Annotated in this window: 15 protein-coding genes and 1 pseudogene; all 16 read left to right on the top strand. The window is 56.5% G+C overall.

The annotated features are described in order from the left end of the window. Positions 1 to 14: 14 nt before the first annotated feature. The 16 genes and pseudogenes from DESPODRAFT_RS18920 (at position 15) to DESPODRAFT_RS18035 (ending at position 16,760) form a co-directional block, all read left to right on the top strand. Complete coding sequence (locus tag DESPODRAFT_RS18920; RefSeq protein ID WP_004075660.1) at positions 15 to 1,826, top strand: phage tail sheath C-terminal domain-containing protein; 1,812 nt, start codon at positions 15 to 17, stop codon at positions 1,824 to 1,826. Positions 1,827 to 1,858: 32 nt separating this feature from the next. Continuing rightward, a complete protein-coding gene (locus tag DESPODRAFT_RS18105) occupies positions 1,859 to 2,317 on the top strand; it encodes a phage tail protein (protein ID WP_004075658.1) in 459 nt (152 codons plus the stop codon). Between the two features lie 16 nt (positions 2,318 to 2,333). After that, positions 2,334 to 2,714, top strand: a complete 381-nt coding sequence (locus tag DESPODRAFT_RS18100; protein ID WP_004075656.1) for a hypothetical protein — start codon at positions 2,334 to 2,336, stop codon at positions 2,712 to 2,714. Next, positions 2,711 to 2,893, top strand: coding sequence for a DUF6760 family protein (locus tag DESPODRAFT_RS21810; protein WP_004075654.1), 183 nt, complete (start codon positions 2,711 to 2,713; stop codon positions 2,891 to 2,893). The genes DESPODRAFT_RS18100 and DESPODRAFT_RS21810 overlap by 4 nt, the downstream gene beginning before the upstream one ends. Positions 2,894 to 2,906: 13 nt before the next feature. Then, positions 2,907 to 4,736 (top strand): phage tail sheath family protein, encoded by a 1,830-nt coding sequence (locus DESPODRAFT_RS18090; protein ID WP_004075652.1) that lies wholly within the window; start codon positions 2,907 to 2,909, stop codon positions 4,734 to 4,736. Further along, the gene (locus tag DESPODRAFT_RS18085; protein WP_004075649.1) at positions 4,733 to 5,233 is read left to right on the top strand and encodes a phage tail protein; all 501 of its coding nucleotides are present in this window, start codon (positions 4,733 to 4,735) and stop codon (positions 5,231 to 5,233) included. The genes DESPODRAFT_RS18090 and DESPODRAFT_RS18085 overlap by 4 nt, the downstream gene beginning before the upstream one ends. Next, positions 5,233 to 5,796 carry a Pvc16 family protein gene (locus DESPODRAFT_RS18080; protein WP_004075648.1) on the top strand — a complete coding sequence of 188 codons (564 nt, stop codon included), beginning with the start codon at positions 5,233 to 5,235 and terminating at the stop codon, positions 5,794 to 5,796. Before DESPODRAFT_RS18085 ends, DESPODRAFT_RS18080 begins: the two co-directional genes overlap by 1 nt. Further along, positions 5,783 to 8,035, top strand: coding sequence for an ATP-binding protein (locus tag DESPODRAFT_RS18075; protein ID WP_004075646.1), 2,253 nt, complete (start codon positions 5,783 to 5,785; stop codon positions 8,033 to 8,035). Before DESPODRAFT_RS18080 ends, DESPODRAFT_RS18075 begins: the two co-directional genes overlap by 14 nt. Then, positions 8,032 to 8,868, top strand: a complete 837-nt coding sequence (locus DESPODRAFT_RS18070; protein ID WP_004075644.1) for an eCIS core domain-containing protein — start codon at positions 8,032 to 8,034, stop codon at positions 8,866 to 8,868. Before DESPODRAFT_RS18075 ends, DESPODRAFT_RS18070 begins: the two co-directional genes overlap by 4 nt. 3 nt (positions 8,869 to 8,871) lie before the next feature. Beyond that, positions 8,872 to 10,416 (top strand): hypothetical protein, encoded by a 1,545-nt coding sequence (locus DESPODRAFT_RS18065; protein ID WP_004075642.1) that lies wholly within the window; start codon positions 8,872 to 8,874, stop codon positions 10,414 to 10,416. A gap of 2 nt (positions 10,417 to 10,418) precedes the next feature. After that, a complete protein-coding gene (locus tag DESPODRAFT_RS18060; protein WP_004075639.1) occupies positions 10,419 to 11,108 on the top strand; it encodes a CIS tube protein in 690 nt (229 codons plus the stop codon). Positions 11,109 to 11,115: 7 nt separating this feature from the next. Beyond that, a pseudogene (locus DESPODRAFT_RS18055) lies at positions 11,116 to 12,186 on the top strand (phage late control D family protein). Further along, complete coding sequence (locus DESPODRAFT_RS18050; RefSeq protein WP_040016089.1) at positions 12,183 to 12,827, top strand: phage baseplate assembly protein V; 645 nt, start codon at positions 12,183 to 12,185, stop codon at positions 12,825 to 12,827. The pseudogene DESPODRAFT_RS18055 and the gene DESPODRAFT_RS18050 overlap by 4 nt, the downstream one beginning before the upstream one ends. Positions 12,828 to 12,840: 13 nt before the next feature. Continuing rightward, the gene (locus DESPODRAFT_RS18045; RefSeq protein WP_004075635.1) at positions 12,841 to 13,233 is read left to right on the top strand and encodes a PAAR domain-containing protein; all 393 of its coding nucleotides are present in this window, start codon (positions 12,841 to 12,843) and stop codon (positions 13,231 to 13,233) included. 3 nt (positions 13,234 to 13,236) lie between these two features. Then, positions 13,237 to 13,638, top strand: coding sequence for a GPW/gp25 family protein (locus DESPODRAFT_RS18040; protein WP_004075633.1), 402 nt, complete (start codon positions 13,237 to 13,239; stop codon positions 13,636 to 13,638). Then, the gene (locus DESPODRAFT_RS18035) at positions 13,635 to 16,760 is read left to right on the top strand and encodes a putative baseplate assembly protein (RefSeq protein ID WP_004075631.1); all 3,126 of its coding nucleotides are present in this window, start codon (positions 13,635 to 13,637) and stop codon (positions 16,758 to 16,760) included. Before DESPODRAFT_RS18040 ends, DESPODRAFT_RS18035 begins: the two co-directional genes overlap by 4 nt. Positions 16,761 to 16,765 lie beyond the last annotated feature (5 nt).

The following is a 16,765-nucleotide window of genomic DNA, read 5'->3' as shown; positions in this document are numbered from 1 at the left end:
AGGAGTCATAAGTCATGCCAGAATATCTATCCCCCGGAGTCTATGTGGAAGAAGTGCCGTCCGCGAACAAACCGATCGCCGCGGTCGGCACCTCCACCGTTGCGTTTGTCGGCCTGGCAGAGAAAGGGCCGGTGGGAGAGCCGGTGTTCATCGACAGCCGGACCAAATTCTTTGAAACCTTTGGCGGCTATGTCAGTGGTGCCTATCTCTCCTATACGGTCGACCTGTTTTTCAAGAACGGCGGCAAACGGTGCTACGTGGTACGAAGCTCGGCCCAAGGGGTCCCTTCCCACGCCACACTCGCTGATACAACGCCGGCCAATGCGCTCGCGGTGTACGCCTTGGCGCCTGGCGTGGTAGGTGATTCGCTCAGCGTGGAGGTCATCCACGAGACCCTACCGGCCTTTACACTCCTGGTTCGGAAGGACGGCACCGAGAAGGAACGCTTCGAGGGGCTCACCATGACCCCGACGGAGAATCCGGTGGTCGAGCAGCAAATCAACGGCGTTTCAGGTTATGTGCGGGTCATCGCCAATCCGGATGGTCTGTCCACCTATCCGGGCACCCCTGTCCAGGGAACGACATCCCTGGACGAGGGCGTGGATGACGATACGGTTGCCGCCCTCAGCGCGTCAACCGTGTTGCAATCCGGGACCACCGACATACTGACGGTAAATGCCAAATCACCGGGAACCTGGGGCAATGAAATAGCGCTCCAGGTCGTTCACGAAGCAGGCCTGGATGATTTTTCCCTGAAGGTCTCGGTCGGGGGATCTGTGCTTGAGACCTACACCGGTATGAAACGAGGCGCCTCTCTTCCAAATCAAGTCGAGGAAAAAATCAATAGCGTCTCTAAGCTCATAGACGTCGCGGTGGTCCCCGGCGCAACGCTTCGGCCCGACGCGGCGAACGCCTCCTTGAAGGGTGGAACCAACGGCATCATCGGCGTGGTGACTGGAGACTTCACCGGCCTCATCGGGCTCAGCGCTTTTGATCCGATCGACGACATCAACATCGTCGCCATACCCGAGACTGCAGACCGGGCGGCGGTGGTAGCCGGGCTCGGGTACTGCGAAGGACGGGGAGACTGCTTCTTCGTGGCCCATGCGGTCGAGACCGCAGACACCGCACAGGAGGCGCTCGCTTACAAGCAGGCGACCGGATCACTCTACAGCGGACAGGCGCCGTTCAACTCGAGCTTCGGCGCCCTTTACGCACCGTGGGTGGTCATCTCCGATCCATTGACCAAACGGGGCGCTACCGTGCCGCCGGACGGCGCGATCGCGGGCAGATACGCGGCAACCGATATCAAGCGGGGAGTACACAAAGCGGCTGCGGGTATCGATGATGGTCGCATCCGCGGGGTGATGCGGCTCGACGGCCTTTTCAGTCATGGAGAGATTGAGGTGCTTAACCCGGCCCACGTCAATACATTGCGTCACGTGGAAGGTGTAGGGGATCTCATCTGGGGCGCCCGCACGCTCTCGGCAGACCCCGAGCTACGGTATGTGACCACGCGTCGTCTGCTGTTGTTCATTGAAGAGTCAATCGACCAAGGCACACGGTGGGTGGTGTTCGAGCCCAACACGCCCGATTTGTGGCGAAAGATTGAGCGCAACGTGAAGGCGTTCCTCAGGATTGTCTGGCGAAATGGTGCGCTGTTCGGCGCGGTCGAGGATGAGGCGTTCTATGTCAAATGCGACGCTGAGACCAACCCCCCCGAATCCATCGCGCTCGGTCGGGTGATCACGGAAATCGGGGTAGCCATCGTAAAACCGGCAGAATTTGTCATTTTCCGCATATCTCAAGGTGTCGAGACATCATAATCAGAGTGTGCGTCATAACACGGAGGTAAAGAATGAGACGAGAAAGTGGGCCGTTTGATCCCTTCGGATCTTTTAATTTTATCGTGGAAATAGAAGGTATCACGTCTGCCGGTTTTTCAGAGTGCACCGGTCTGGATACCGAGACGGATATTGTTGAATACCGCGAGGGAGCCGACGACATTACCGTTCGCAAGCTCCCCGGGCTGAAAAAGTTTTCCAACGTTACTCTGAAGCGAGGGGTCAGCACCAATACAGAGCTCTTCGACTGGCGAAAGAGCGTGATGGACGGTGCCATCGAGCGAAAGAATGTCTCCATCGTCCTATACGATGAGCGGGGCGTATCAGGCGGCGGCGAGCGTGTGCGGTGGAACCTGCAGAACGCATGGCCCTCCAAGTGGGTCGGCCCGGAGCTCAAAGGCAGCGCCAATGAAGTGGCAGTGGAGACACTGGAGTTCTGTCACGAGGGAATTACGGACTTGGTGACGAGTTGATAAAGGAGACCAGGTGATGTTACAGACTGAGTTTGAGTTTACACTGCCGAAGGGGTACGTGGATCAGCACGGAAATCTACATCGTGACGGTGTGATGCGCCTGGCGAGCGCGGCGGATGAGATCGCTCCCCTGCAGGATCCTCGGGTCCAGCGAAATGAGGCTTATTTGAGTATCATTCTCCTGTCCAGGGTCATACAGAAGCTCGGAGATCTGCCCGATGTGAATCCATCAATTGTGGAGAAGATGTTCGCAGCGGACGTATCGTACCTTCAGGAGCTTTACGAGATAATAAACGGCAACGGTCACACGCAGATAGGCGTGACCTGTCCGCACTGCAACGCGTCGATCGTCCTTGATGGTGCGTCTCTCTTTCGGGAGAGCGCCCTGGGGGAATAACATGCTACCCCCGAGATCAGGCGCGTCGGGAGGTAGCGTTTATCGCGTACCATTTCCATTGGCCACGCCAGGAGCTGATGAGCTTATCTCATTTGGAAAGGCGCCTATGGGTGACGGATATCTCGCGGATCAACCAGGAGATCAACGAAGTCGGACGAGAAGCATCTCGGGCAAATTAATGAGGAGAAAGTAATGGCGGCTTTAGGTACGCCGGGGGTATATATCGAACGGGTTGCCCTTCCACCGGAACCAGTGGCTCGGCTCTCGAGTGTCACCGGTTTTGTCGGATTGGCAAGCCGGGGACCCTTGAACCTTCCCCAGCGCATCCGTAAATGGGATGAGTTCGAGATCATTTTCGGCTCTGAAAATGACCGGTACTATCTCCCCGGCGCGGTAAAGAGCTTTTTCGCCAACGGGGGACAGTTGTGCTACGTGGTTCGTGTAGCGCATTCGGTCAACAGTGACGGCGCGCCCCGGGCGGCCCGGTATCGCGTACGCAATACCTCGGGACAGCCCCTTTTTGATATTGATGCCTCAGGGGTGGGCTCGTTTGGAAACGATCTGGAGTTCTTGCTTACCGCCTCAAGCCGCTTAATGACCTTGACCCAAACCGCACCTATTCAATCGGGGGTCGATCTGCTCACAGTGGATAGCTCGGCGGACCTCTATGACGGCATGTCGGTGCAGCTTCATCCTTTGAATCAAGGGGTGAGCGCCCTATCGACGATTGACCAAGTCATATCGGAAACTCGTATACGGCTAACCGAGGCCGTGACGAACGACTGGCCGTCCGGCTGCAACGTGGTGGGGCGGGGCCTCTCCCTTACCGTGAAACTGGGCAGCATCGAGGAGCGCTTCAGCGCGCTCTCTCTCAACCCGGAGCATCCGAGCTATCTGCTCGCTGTTATTAATGGCGATCCATCTGAATCGAGCTGGATTGCCAATGGGGAAAAGGGGCACTCAACTCTGATTCGAATTGTCAATCCGACCTCCTCGAGGCGCCCAATTCCGGGGGTGGATCTGACACTGTCTTTACTGCCATCCATCGTAGCGGTCCAAACTGGTCTGGATCCTGTCATTCCCATGGCCTCTGCCTACTATACCGGCTATGACGATTCAGGTTATTTCCCGTATCCAAATCCGGCGTTGGACGGATATCAGGGGGTCGCGGCACTCGAACAGATAGAACAGATCAGCCTGGTGGCGGTACCGGATTTATGCCAGATGATCCAGAAGGCATCATCGGGCACATTGTTCGATTTTCCGGCCTATGTCTCGGCGCAACACCGAATTCTGGATCATTGTGAGAAAATGGGCGACCGGATGGCCATCCTCGATCCACCACCCCTTGACGGAGATCCGGTAGCAGTAATCGACGCAATCATGGATCTCTATGTGCCGTCTTTGGCAATTGATTCAACGGGAATGAACGGTGCCCTTTATTTTCCCTGGATTCGGCGTAAAGAGGTCACGGCGCATTGGCCGCCGAGCGGCACTGTAGCCGGCGTCTTCGCCACTACAGACACCCTGGAGGGGGTCCAACGCGCACCGGCAAATATCGCGATGACCGACGTCATTGCGCTCAAGCTTGCCTTGGACTCGTCGGCGACCGAGCAGCTCACCGCGTTGGGCGTGAATTGTCTCAAATCGATGCCAAGCTTAGGGCCCGCGGTTTGGGGGGCTCGCACCTTGTCGAACAATTCTGTCTATAGATATATCAGTGCGCGGCGGACGGTGCTCTCAGTCAAACGGGCGCTTCGCCGCACCCTCGCGTGGGCGGTTTTCGAACCCAACACGCCGGAGCTGAAGAAAACCATCGTAGGGAGCGTAACAGCCTATCTGAACGGCCTCTTTCGCTCCGGGGTTCTGGCCGGAACAAAGCCCGAGGAGGCGTTTGTCGTGCAAGCGGAAAACATGGACGACAATCTGATCATCGACATCGGGTTGGCGCTGCTCATCCCGACAGAGTTTGTTGTCATCAGGCTTCGACACACAAATGAGACCATAGAGGTTTACTCATGACAGAGCGTTCAACTGATCCGTATGTCGGGTTCCGTTTTAGAATCAGTCTCGGTCATATTGAGATTGGCGGCGCCGCTGAATGTACCGGGCTCGAGTCCGAGGTAAAGGTATTCGAATATCCCGAGGGAGGGGTCAATACCCATCTGTTGAAATTTCCGGAGCGTTGCTCATTGAAGAATATCACCATCAAACGGGGGCTGACTCAATCCTACGATTTGTACGATTGGTATTTGGACGTGGCGTCGGGCAGCTTCGACCACGACAACCAGCGCCCGGCCGGTTCGGGAACATCCGGGCTCGGCAACGAAAACGATCAGAGCGTTGACAAGAAGATCTCCATCTCGCTGATTGATTCATCCGGCGAGACCCTGAAAGAGTGGGTGCTTCGACGCGCCTTTCCAGTGAAATGGGTGGGACCCGAGTTCAAGGCCACTGACAACGTGGTGGCCTTCGAGAGTATTGAGCTTGCCCATGAAGGGCTCGAGAGGCTGGATTGATGGCATCGAACAGCGCCATACGAGACGTTACGAGCACGCTTCTGTCTCTTTTGGGGTCGGAGATGAGCACACCGAATCTGGAAGTAACGGCCACATCCCCCAAGAGCATCTCCCTGGACACGGACCACCTGATCAATATTTTTCTTTATCAGGTCACCGAGAATCCCTTTGCCAAAAACCAGCCCCCGCTCGTCCGCGGAGCGACCGGGACGACACGCGGGCCCCTTTCCTTGAATTTGTACTATTTGATCACGCCGTATGTCACTGATACGGTAAGCACCCTTGACGAGCACCTCATACTGGGAGATGCCCTGAGAGTACTCTATGATCACGCTGTTGTGGGTGGAACCATGCTGCAAGGAGATCTGGCCGGTACGGGCACCCAAATCACGCTGGGGCTCTGCCGCATGAATCTGGAGGAGCAGACACGGATCTGGAACGCATTGCAGATCCCCTACCGGCTATCGGTTAGCTACGAGGCAAAAGTGGTGTTCATCGATTCCGAAACGGATTGGGATGTCAGGCGGGTAACGACCATGGAGACGCGGTATGGCACATATTGACAAACAACTGTTCTTGAGTGAATCGGCGGTGAGAGAAGATGGAAATAGCCGTTACCTCAGGGATCAGCTTTGCCGTATCGATTGTTTCATCCAACGGGAGCTTGCACGCATGCGCAGCATCGACAACGACGGGCAAACCGTAAACGGGGTGGTTTTGAACGATGCCGACGCCGACGTCCTGGCCGACAGAACTTTGCAGCGGGCTCGCCCGAGTGCCGTGTCCGACGAAAAATTGGCTCGAATCGAATCCAGAATGACGGCCGGCCTTGCGCCCCTTCATCAGACAGGCGCCCTGCCGCCGCTTGAGTTGCTGGTTCTCGAATTCGGTCTCTCTTTATTCGAACGAGACGTGTTGATGCTTCTCCTCGCCCCGGAGATCGAGGGCAAATACCGCAGACTGTTTGCATATCTGCAGGATGATTTGACCCGGACAACTGTCTCCTTTGACCTTATTTTCAGGCTGCTTTGTCGTGACTTCGAAGAGACCTTAACCGCTCGTCACTCCTTTGGTAAAAAAAGCCCTCTGGTACGATACGGCCTAGTAGAATTGGAACGGTTTGGCGATGAGGCGTATCTTCCGTTCCTGGAGCGCAGTGTGGGGGTGGATGACGCGGTGGTCGATTTGGTGCTCAATCAATACGAGTTGGACAACCGCATCCGCCCGGTCGCCGATTGGGTTGATATTGATCAAATCGACGCCCCCCTGACACTGTTTTCCGTAAATACCGCAAAAAATCTGGAGAACGTTGGCCATGCTTATGAATCGCATATCAAGGGCGCCGGAAACGGTGAACAGAGACGAGGGCTCACCTGTTGCCTGATAGGCCCCTCCCCGTCGGTCACTGAAGCGGCGGCCGCTGTTTGCCGGACCATATGCGTCCCGCTCTTGACTATAGACATGGCCGTAACATCGGGGCTCAAACAGCGGATCGACGATACCCTGATGCGAGCGGTTCGCGATGCCCGAATTTTTGGCGCTGCCCTCCTCATCCGCAATCTCGATGTTCTCTTCGAGGGTCGTCCGACATGGGAGGCGTCTTATCATCTTTCACTCGTCAACCGGCGTCTCTCAGATTTCAAAGGGATGAGTTTTTGGGGGGTCAAGGAGCCCTTACCAGCGCTTCAAGGCCTTCCGGACAGCTTACTGGAAGTTCGTATCACCGCCCCGGGATTTGAAACACTCAAAGCTATATGGAAGCGTGAGCTCGATGCCGCGTCGATCGTTTCCGATACCATATCCGTTGATGAGCTGGCCGGGCGCTATCGATTCATCCCATCTCAAATCTCCACGGTGGTGGGGCAGGCGAAGTCCATCTGCATTGTGGAAAATGGCAAAGACGAGCACGTCGATCGGTGGATGATCATCGAAAGCGCCAACCGGCTTGGTCGACGAAAGATGGGTGATCTGGCGTGCCAGGTAAATCCGGTGTTCGAGTGGTCGGATATCATCTTACCCGATGACAGATTTGCTCAGCTCTTAGAGCTTGTTGACCAGGTTCACTTTCGTCAGAAGATAATCGGCGAGTGGGGCTTTCATAAGATATTCTCTCGGGGAGAGGGTCTCAGCGCGCTGTTCTCCGGCCCGTCGGGAACTGGGAAGACGATGGCTGCGGAGATCGTGGCGAATCGTCTCGAGATGGATCTGTACAAGGTAAACCTGCCAGGGATTGTCAGCAAATACATCGGGGAGACAGAGAAGAATTTGGAGCGACTGTTCCAAGAGGCGGACCAATCCCACGGTATCCTCTTTTTTGATGAAGCCGATGCTCTGTTCGGCAAACGGACTGAAATCAAGGATTCTCACGATCGATACGCCAATATCGAAATCGACTACCTGCTGCAGCGTATTGAGGCGTTTGATGGGCTGGTTATCCTCTCTACCAATGTCCGGGGGCATCTGGACGAAGCGTTTACCAGACGTCTTCGATTCTGTATCGAGTTTCCCTTGCCCGGGGAGGCGCAACGCAAACGTATTTGGCAGAAGGTATTTCCCGCTCAAACGCCAGTGGCCGAGGACGTCGATTTCGATTTCCTCGCAAAGCAGTTCAAGTTTTCAGGCGGGAATATCAAAAACGTGGCATTGGCGAGCGCGTTTTTGGCAGCGCGAAACGAAGGCCAGGTGACAATGACCTACATAATATTGGCCATCAGGCGAGAGTATCAGAAGATGGGAAAACTTTGTACCAAATCGGATTTTGGTCGGTACTTTTCACTTGTACCGCAAGAGGGGGTCTCATGAAACGAAAGAAAAAACGGCTCAAGCCACTGCAAAACAGTATGAGTCTTCAGGACGAACGCGAACGAACGCCGGAAGCCCGCCCAACGACGCGAGCCTCGGCGCCGAGGCGTTCATCAAAGCCGGAGGATCTTCCTTCCGTTGCCAGGATCCGGTTGACGTCACTGCTCGGCAACGATCTGGCCAAGGTGCGGATCCACCGGGATGAAGCTGCTGCAGAAGAAGCAGCGGAAATTGGGGCGGCCGCGTTCACCCGTGATCGGGATATCTATTTCGGAAAAGAGAGGTTCGCTCCGGACAAACCAGAGGGCATGGGGCTGTTGGCCCATGAAGTCGCCCATACGATTCAATCGGACAACGCGGTCTCTTCCGGCCTATCGTCAACTGAGGCAAGCTTGGAGAACGAGGCCGAAACGGTGAGTCGGTCCGTTCGGGAAGGTACGAGCGCCCGGGTCGCGCTGCAGAGCAGAGGTGAAGTTCTACTCGAAGAGGAGGAGGCTGAGGCGGTCCCCACGATCACAAAACACCCCGGTGAGATTACGCCGGCCCTGGGGCGGGGTTCCCTCCAGGTGGGGGCGGCCACCGTCTCGTTTCGCTATGACGCTGGTAAGCAAGGAGAGCAGGTCACCCTTGTATTGGATATTCCCAAGGGGGTCGAGGCGGCGTTGACCCCGATGACCCATGAAGGCGACATGGAAATTGATGATCCCGGCGGCGGAGGGGCCCGAAAAATCCGCATAACAGCGACCTCGGGCACCGGATCCGTACCGCGAGTGAGAGCTCAGCTCTCCGAGGGATCGACGACATTGATTGCTGTTTTTCAGTTTACGGCGTGACAGATGAAAAAGAATACGGACATTGCCACATCGACCCGACCCGACTTTAGGCCCATGAGCCTTATTTGCACCCGCATCGGTGTTGCGACACGTGCCCCCAAGAAACGGGGTATCGGAGTGCTGCGCGGCATGAACGGCATGGTTCGAAGACGATTGGGACAAAAGTGGCGGATGAAATCGTTGATCGGAAATCACGTCGCGAAAAACAGTTCTTTTCTGAAAATGATCCACAGGCTCTTTGTCGGACAGATAACCGTACAGCCCACCCTGGCGCTGCATTGGTCCTCCGGGGTTACCCTGGCGTTATCGCTCCCGGTCAAGAACTTGCAACGCGTTGAGCCTCTTTTTAAACAGCGTTTTTTCAAAACCGGCGAGTGGCGCAGAGAGGAGCGAGCCACTCATCTATGTTTTCAAAAGCTGTCCGGCGAGACGGGGCGAGCATGGCAGGCGGGCCTTCGTTCGGCGTCGACCTCTATTTTGGCTCCTGCCGCCATTGTGGCTTCGGTTGAACCGTATCGCCTTGCGCCATGGCACCGGACAGATTTGCAGCGCATGACCGTGGCTATGCCCAGTCTTTACGAAAACACGACAAATAAAGGGCCGATCATTCAACACGCTGCCTTGCCGGTCATCCACAACGAACGCCTCCGCCAATTGGGCTCGCGAAGAGACATATTGAGCATCTCGCGAGAGCGGCAACGCATCCGAGCAAGGGCGCAGGAAAGGACACAAGCATATTCTGCGACATTGCCAAACCTGACGCCGGTTTCAAGAAATGAAGCCGGCTTCATACAACGACAAACAGTTTCAAAAATGGGGATGCGACGTCGAGAAACCGTTTACCGATCACATTGCCAGGTGCATACCCCATCCATCTTGAGACACAACATCAGGCAGACATTGACGACGATGAAGATGCTTTGCAATCCAAATGGTGAAAAAGCTACCATGGCTCCGATATGGTCAAAATATCTGTTTGCAACCCTGATCGCAGATACACCGGCCAGATTTAGGAGGCGTATGAAGAATCGGCTTGCCAAGGGATATTTTGAAAAACGTCGGCAAAGCCAGGTTTTCAAGAGAGAGCTTGTTGAAACGTCCCATGAAAAACAGATAACCGTTTTATACGGAGAAAAAAAGAACAGGCCGAGCTCGGACCTCTCAACGACTCGAACGGGGTTGTCTCTTGTGACTCATGAGAAAAGACAGGCTTTGGTACCCAAAGAAAGGCTGCGGTCTGTTACCATCAGAGCCGATCGTACCATGAGAGCTGATCGCCATACGGTTCAGCAAGATATACGCTTCGTTCACAAACAGGACACCTCGACTTTTCTTGCAGTAAAGGAGATGAAGCAGACACTGACACCGACACGGACCTGGAATACGGAGACGACAACGGCGCAAAGTGAGGCCGAAGTCACCTCCCTCGTGGAGAAAGCACTACGGGGTTGGCAGAAACAGATGCTCAATCCGAAACGACTCACTCGGCAGACAGAACGTTCCTTGACCCGCCAGCTTCTGAAGGAGCGGGAGAGGGTGGGGAGGTAGGCATGCCACTCGCCAAAATGACGATTATCAACTTGGACGCCAATGAGCAGGTGACCAATGACAATGTAAAAGTGCTCTTCAATCCCACCGAGTACACCATCGAACAGAGCAATAGCTGGGATACCCAGAATGTGCAGGGACAGGAGCCGAGAACGCAGTTTACAAAAGCAGATCTGAAGAAGTTGAGCATGGAGCTCTTTTTTGACTCGTACGAAGAGCGGGATGGCTCGGGAAGTCCGGTGGATGTCAGGGTGTATACAGACCGGGTCGCGAGGCTGATGGTGGTGAGCGTCGACGAGGGCAATGACGGAAAACGGCCGCCGATTGTCCAGGTGACATGGGCCAACGCCCCCACGGGCGTCACCAATCCGGACTTCCCTTTCAAGGGGGTGCTGCTCAGTCTGCGACTGCAATACATTCTCTTTTCCGAGCAGGGTTATCCGGTGCGGGCCAAAGCCAATTTGAGCTTCCAAGAGTATCTGACACCGGAAGAGATTGAAGAGCGGTTCCCAAGGCGAAGCTCCTTTCCGGCGCGGACCTATACCGTCCGTGAAGGAGATACGCTCAGCAGCATTGCGCAGACGGTCTGGAAGAAACCGGGGGAATGGAGACGTATCGCCAGGGCGAACACTGTTCTTGATCCCAGAGCTCTTCCGGCGGGAACCGTTTTGACTATACCGGCGATTAAATAGGTGATAAATGTCGATAGAAGATGAACAATTGGAACTTATTCCTGACTGGTCCATCGAGCTGGATGGACGTGCTCTGGAACCGGAAGTTGTGCCGGACGTGCTGTCGGTGGAAGTGGAGCAGCACGTGAACGGTCCGGATACGTTCGAGGTGGCTGTCAATATCTGGGACACGGACGTACAGGATTACAAATGGATTGATGACGGCACCTTTGCCGAAGGCCGGGAGATTCGTATCACCATGGGCTATGGTGAGGAGCATACCGACCTCATCGTGGGCGAGATTGTGGCGGCGCAGGCCGATTTCGGGGACACAGACAGTCCGGTGCTTCGTGTACAGGGATACGACAAGCTCCACCGTCTCCGCCGGGGAAGAAAAACACGCACCTTCGCGGATGTCAAAGATTCCGAAGCTGCCGAGTTGATCGCGCAGGATCTGCAGCTCTCGGCTCAGATCGAAGAGAGTGAGGTGGTTCACGCCTATCTCGTGCAGCACAATCAGAGTGATATCGACTTTCTGGCGGAGCGGGCGCGGCGTATCCACTTCGAGTTGGATGTCGTGGATGGTATGTTGATTTTCAGACCGTCGGCCCACGCCGACGGCAAAACAGTTACCCTGACGTACCGGCGGGATCTGAGGAAATTCGAAGCGCGCCTTTCAACGCTGGCTCAGGTGGACAAGGTATCGGTTCGCGGATGGAATCCCTAGGCCAAGGAGGCCATTGTCGGTCTCGCCACTGAATCGGACGTCACAACCAACATGGCCGGCAACACGCTGGGGGCGGCGATTACCAAGGAGGCCTTCGGAGAGAGCGAGATGATCGTGGTGGACCAGGTGGTGTTCAGTCAGACCGAAGCAGACCAAATGGCTCGTGCCCTGCTCAATGAAATCTGTATGCGGTTCATCGAAGCCGAAGGGGAGACTCTCGGCAATCCGGCTATACGCGCAGGAGAGGTCGTGGAACTGGACAAGCTCGGCACGCGGTTCAGCGGTCTCTATTACGTCACCCGCGCTCAGCATATTGTTGACGATCAGGGGTATGTGACCCGCTTCTCCTGCCAGAGGAACGCTGCCTCATGACGCTTTACGATTTGATCTCCCCGCCGGACCGTTATCCTCGCCAGGTGCCTGTGATGGGCGTGGTACCGGCTATCGTCACCAACAACGAGGATCCGGACGGGCTCGGACGTGTCCGTCTGAAATTTCCCTGGCTCAACGACGACGCCGAGAGTCACTGGGCACGGATTGCCACACCCATGGCCGGCGCTGACCGGGGCTTCTTCATGTTGCCCGAAATGGGAGATGAGGTACTCGTGGGGTTTGAGCATGCCGACCCTCGGCGTCCTGTTGTCCTCGGTGCGTTGTGGAACGGCGAGGATGGGCCGCCCGGGGAAAACAGCGACGGCAAAAACAACCTGCGCTTCATCAAATCCAGGTCCGGCCATACGATTCTACTCGATGACACCGACGGCGGGGAGCAGATTGTCATCACCGACAAAAACCAAAAGAACTTCATCCGCATAAACGTGGCCAAAGGCAATCTTGAGATCACAGCAGACGCAGATATCACTATCAGCGCGCCCAACGGCACCTTGAAGCTGGCGTGCAAAGATCTGGAAGTGACGGCGTCCTCGTCAGCCAAGTTGACATCGGGTGGGGACGGGGATCTGGAAGCGAGCGGCACCCTGAACATACAAGGGTCCACCGTGAACATCAACTGAAGGAGGCGACACTATGGGACAACCCGCGGCAAAACAGAGTGACAAGATTCTTGGGGTGGACATCCACATCATACTGATTCCCACCCCCGGCGGACCGGTGCCCACGCCGATTCCCCACCCGTTCTCCGGGGATATAGACGGAGCTCTCAGCAGTGACGTGAATATCGAGGGCAAACCCGCGGCCACAGTGGACAGCACCGCCACCAACACGCCCTCCCATATCCCTCAGGGGGGATCGTTTCAGTCGCCCCCGAGTAACCGGGCCACCATCAAGATGGGCAGCGGGACCGTTTTCATCAACGGAAAGGCCGCGGCTCGAATGGGAGACATGGCCGAAACCTGCAATGACCCGACGGATGCGCCTGTGGGAACGGTGATGGCGTCCGGCACGGTGATGATAGGATAGACAATGGTAGAACGGGCATACACTGGTGAAGGATTCGGGTTTCCGGTCGCTCTGGACGAGACCGGTCGTGTGGTGAGGGTCTCGGACACTGCGGCAATTGATCGGTCAATTGAACTCATCCTCCTGACGGCAAAAGGGGAGCGCATCATGCGGCCCGATTTCGGCTCAGACCTGTCGACCTTCGTGTTCAAGCCCCTCTCAGAACAGAATCGCCGGCGGATGGGCACTTCGGTAAAAACCGCGTTGCAAAAGTGGGAGCCCCGTATACGGCTTCTTGCTGTGGAGGTCCGGGTTTCCCCCAAAGGTCCCAACATAGCGGAAATCTCCATCGACTATAAGGTTAGACAGACCCACACCAAGCATAATTTGGTCTTTCCTTTCTATTTAGGAGGAACAGGCCAATGAGCGACAACACCCCACGGATCGATAAGCGAACGACCGACGATCATTGGAACCTCATGGTTCGATCTCCCATCGACATCGGCGGCAATCGCTATCCGAATGGTCTTCGGGAAAGGTTTACACCGGGCTGGGCCGCGGCAGAGGATGTAGAGAAGTTGGATCTCGGGATGGTGATGACCCGAGCGGTCACGCGATTGATGGACGTTCTGGTGCAGCGCGTCAACCAGATTCCCAAGAAGCACAAAGCGGCTTTCTTGAACCTTATCGGCATCGAAGCAAAACCCGGGTCTCCGGCCAGAGCGCCGGTGACCTTCATACCGGCGTCGAAGACCCCGGACGGCCGGCACATTTCCAAAGGGACCCAGGTGGCAACGACCCAGACAGCAACCAGTCCGGCCGTTATTTTCGAAACAGATACCGGTTTCGATCTGAGCGCTGCAACGCTTGTCAAGGCAGTCACCATTACCCCGCAGGACGATTGCTATCGGGAGATCGAGGACGAGCTCGTCGACGGAGGAACCGGCGCGCCCGTGCTCATGGCGGACGCGAGCGATCGTGACGTGGAGCACAGCCTCTATCTGGCGCATGACGGGTTCTTCACGCTCGATACGTCGCCCACCATCACCATTCGTTTTTGCTTCTCCGATCCCGGCGATCTATACAGGTGCTATGTATGGGAAGTCTATGAGAAGGGGATCTGGACGGGGATTAAAGAGGAGAGCCTGCGTATGTCGACCGTTACCCCCGACGGGTACGAGATCAGGCTACTGTCTTTCCCGGGAACCGAAACGAGCAAGGTGGTTGAGTCCGAGGCCGCCTGGATTCGATGGCGTAACCTCGACCCCTTGACAGTGGACTCCGGCAATCTGCCGGTCATCACGGACATCAAGGTAAAGGCAGAGCCGAACGACGTTGTCCTGCCGCCGGACGCTGCCTATACCAATACGTTTGCCGTTGATCTCAACCGGGATTTTTATCCCTTTGGTGAGCGGCCAAAGCAAAACGATGCTTTTTACATCTCGTGTGAGGAGGCATTTACCCACACGGATCCGATACAGGCGCGAACCATCACTATCAACTGGAAGCTCGCTCCCATTCCGGGTGCCGTGGACGCAAACATGCAGTATCCGGATGAAAAAGCGACCGCAATGATTTCATGGGAGTACTGGAACGGCACCGTTTGGACGCCGATTTTGGGAACACTGACAGGGAATGGGGACTTCAAGACACCTATTGCAGAGGTAGGCGAAACCAAGAGCTTGGGGTTCCCACTGCCAGAGGCCATCTCACCTGTCAAGGTAGGCAAGGAAAAGGCCAACTGGATTCGTGCGCGGATAGTCAGGGGCGATTTCGGTATCGACGCAGTGACGAACTTGAGCGTGGTGGACAATAACGTGAACTACACCTATACGGATCCCACCTACCGTCCACCGTTCTTGTCCATCACCGATTTCGGGATCGAATACGCCAACGCCGAAGAAAATGCGTATGTGGCGCCCACGGCTATCAGGTGTGTCAACAACTTCGAGGTGGCTACCCCGGGGGATGGGGCCTTCTCCCCGTTTGTGCCCGCCACCGTGGCGCATACGGAACCGGCGCTCTATCTGGGATACGATGCGGTATTCGGCAACCGTCCCATCAGCCAACTGTTGGAGGTGGTCTCCCCCTCCCCGAGCCTGCTGTCCGCCGAGCAGGGTGATGATGCCCCTGTTTTGATCTGGGAGTATCTCGATACCGACGATTCATGGCAGCGTCTGGATGTGGAAGAGAACAGCGCCGGGCTCGCCAACACGGCCACGCTTCAGTTCGTGGCACCCGAGGACATGGGCGTGGGATCGCGTTTCGGCGAGACGGCCGCATGGATTCGCGCGCGGCTCGTGCGTGGCGTTTTTTCACAGCCCAGGCGGCTCATCAACGTCCACACCAACACTGTCTGGGCCGACAGTATCCGGACCGTGAAAGCGGAGCTGGTGGGCAGCGGCACCGGGCAGTTGAGTCAGACCCTCTATCTCTCGCAATCTCCGGTCCTTGAGGGAGAGCAGATACTGATTCGGGAAGCATCCCGGCCGGCGGAAGATGCGCTCGCGGGAATGGCCGAAGAGGAGGCCGAACGGGCGAGGCAACTCGGGGTATCCCCCTCACCGGTAATTCCGGAGCAGCCGGAAGGAGAGGATGGGACGTGGGTACGGTGGCAACCGGTGGCCAACTTCCGGTTTTCATCGCCCACGAGCCGGCACTATGTGATCGATCGGGTAACCGGTCAGTTAACCTTCGGTGCCATGCCGGATGAGCCCCAGTTTCAAGCACTGCCGTTACCCCTCGGCAGAAACAACGTGGTTGCTCAGGTATATCGGGCCAACGGCGGCGAGGATGGCAATCGCCCCAAGGATACGATTGTTCAACTCAAGAGCGCGTTGCCGTTCGTGGCCGCGGTCCGTAATCCCATCCCGGCCGCCGGCGGGGCACCTCCTGAGACCCTGGAAAAGACCTTGGCCCGTGGGCCCGCCACCCTCAAGCATCGAAACCGGGCGGTTACCCCGGATGACTACAGCGCGCTGGCAAAGGAGGCGAGCGCCGAGGTGGCGCTGGTGCGAACCCTTCCCATTACCAATCCGGCGGGTAAAAGAGAGCTCGGCGCCGTGACGGTGATGATCGTGCCCCAGAGTGAGGATCGCAGGCCCGCACCCTCTGCAGAGCTCCTCGGCAGCGTCCGGCGTTATCTGTCGTGGCGAGCGCCCGAGACCGCCAATCACCGGCTCTATCTCATTGGACCGACCTACACATCCGTTGCCGTAACCGTGATCTTCGTACCGGCTGATCCGGCTGAGGCCAACCTGGTGATCTGTCGGGTCGTTGCCGACCTCGATCAATATCTCCATCCGCTTAAAGGCGGTCCGGAGAATGCGGGGTGGACATTTGGCAACCAACTCTATCTCTCGAATATTTATGCCCGCATTGAGGCGGTAGAAGGGGTTGATTTTGTCGTGACCGCTTCGTTCGAGAGCGACCCGTCTGCGACGGTGATCGATATTCCACCAAACCAGCTGGTGAGCAGCGGGGTTCACCGGGTCGTTGCGGTGAGTCAGGCAGAGGCCGTGCGTATCGGCACGGCTGAAGGAGCATAGATACA

This window comes from Desulfobacter postgatei 2ac9, from assembly GCF_000233695.2.
GTDB classification, from domain to species: Bacteria; Desulfobacterota; Desulfobacteria; order Desulfobacterales; family Desulfobacteraceae; genus Desulfobacter; species Desulfobacter postgatei.
Note: the sequence above shows the minus strand (reverse complement) of the source record. Positions and strands in the feature narration are given on the sequence as shown.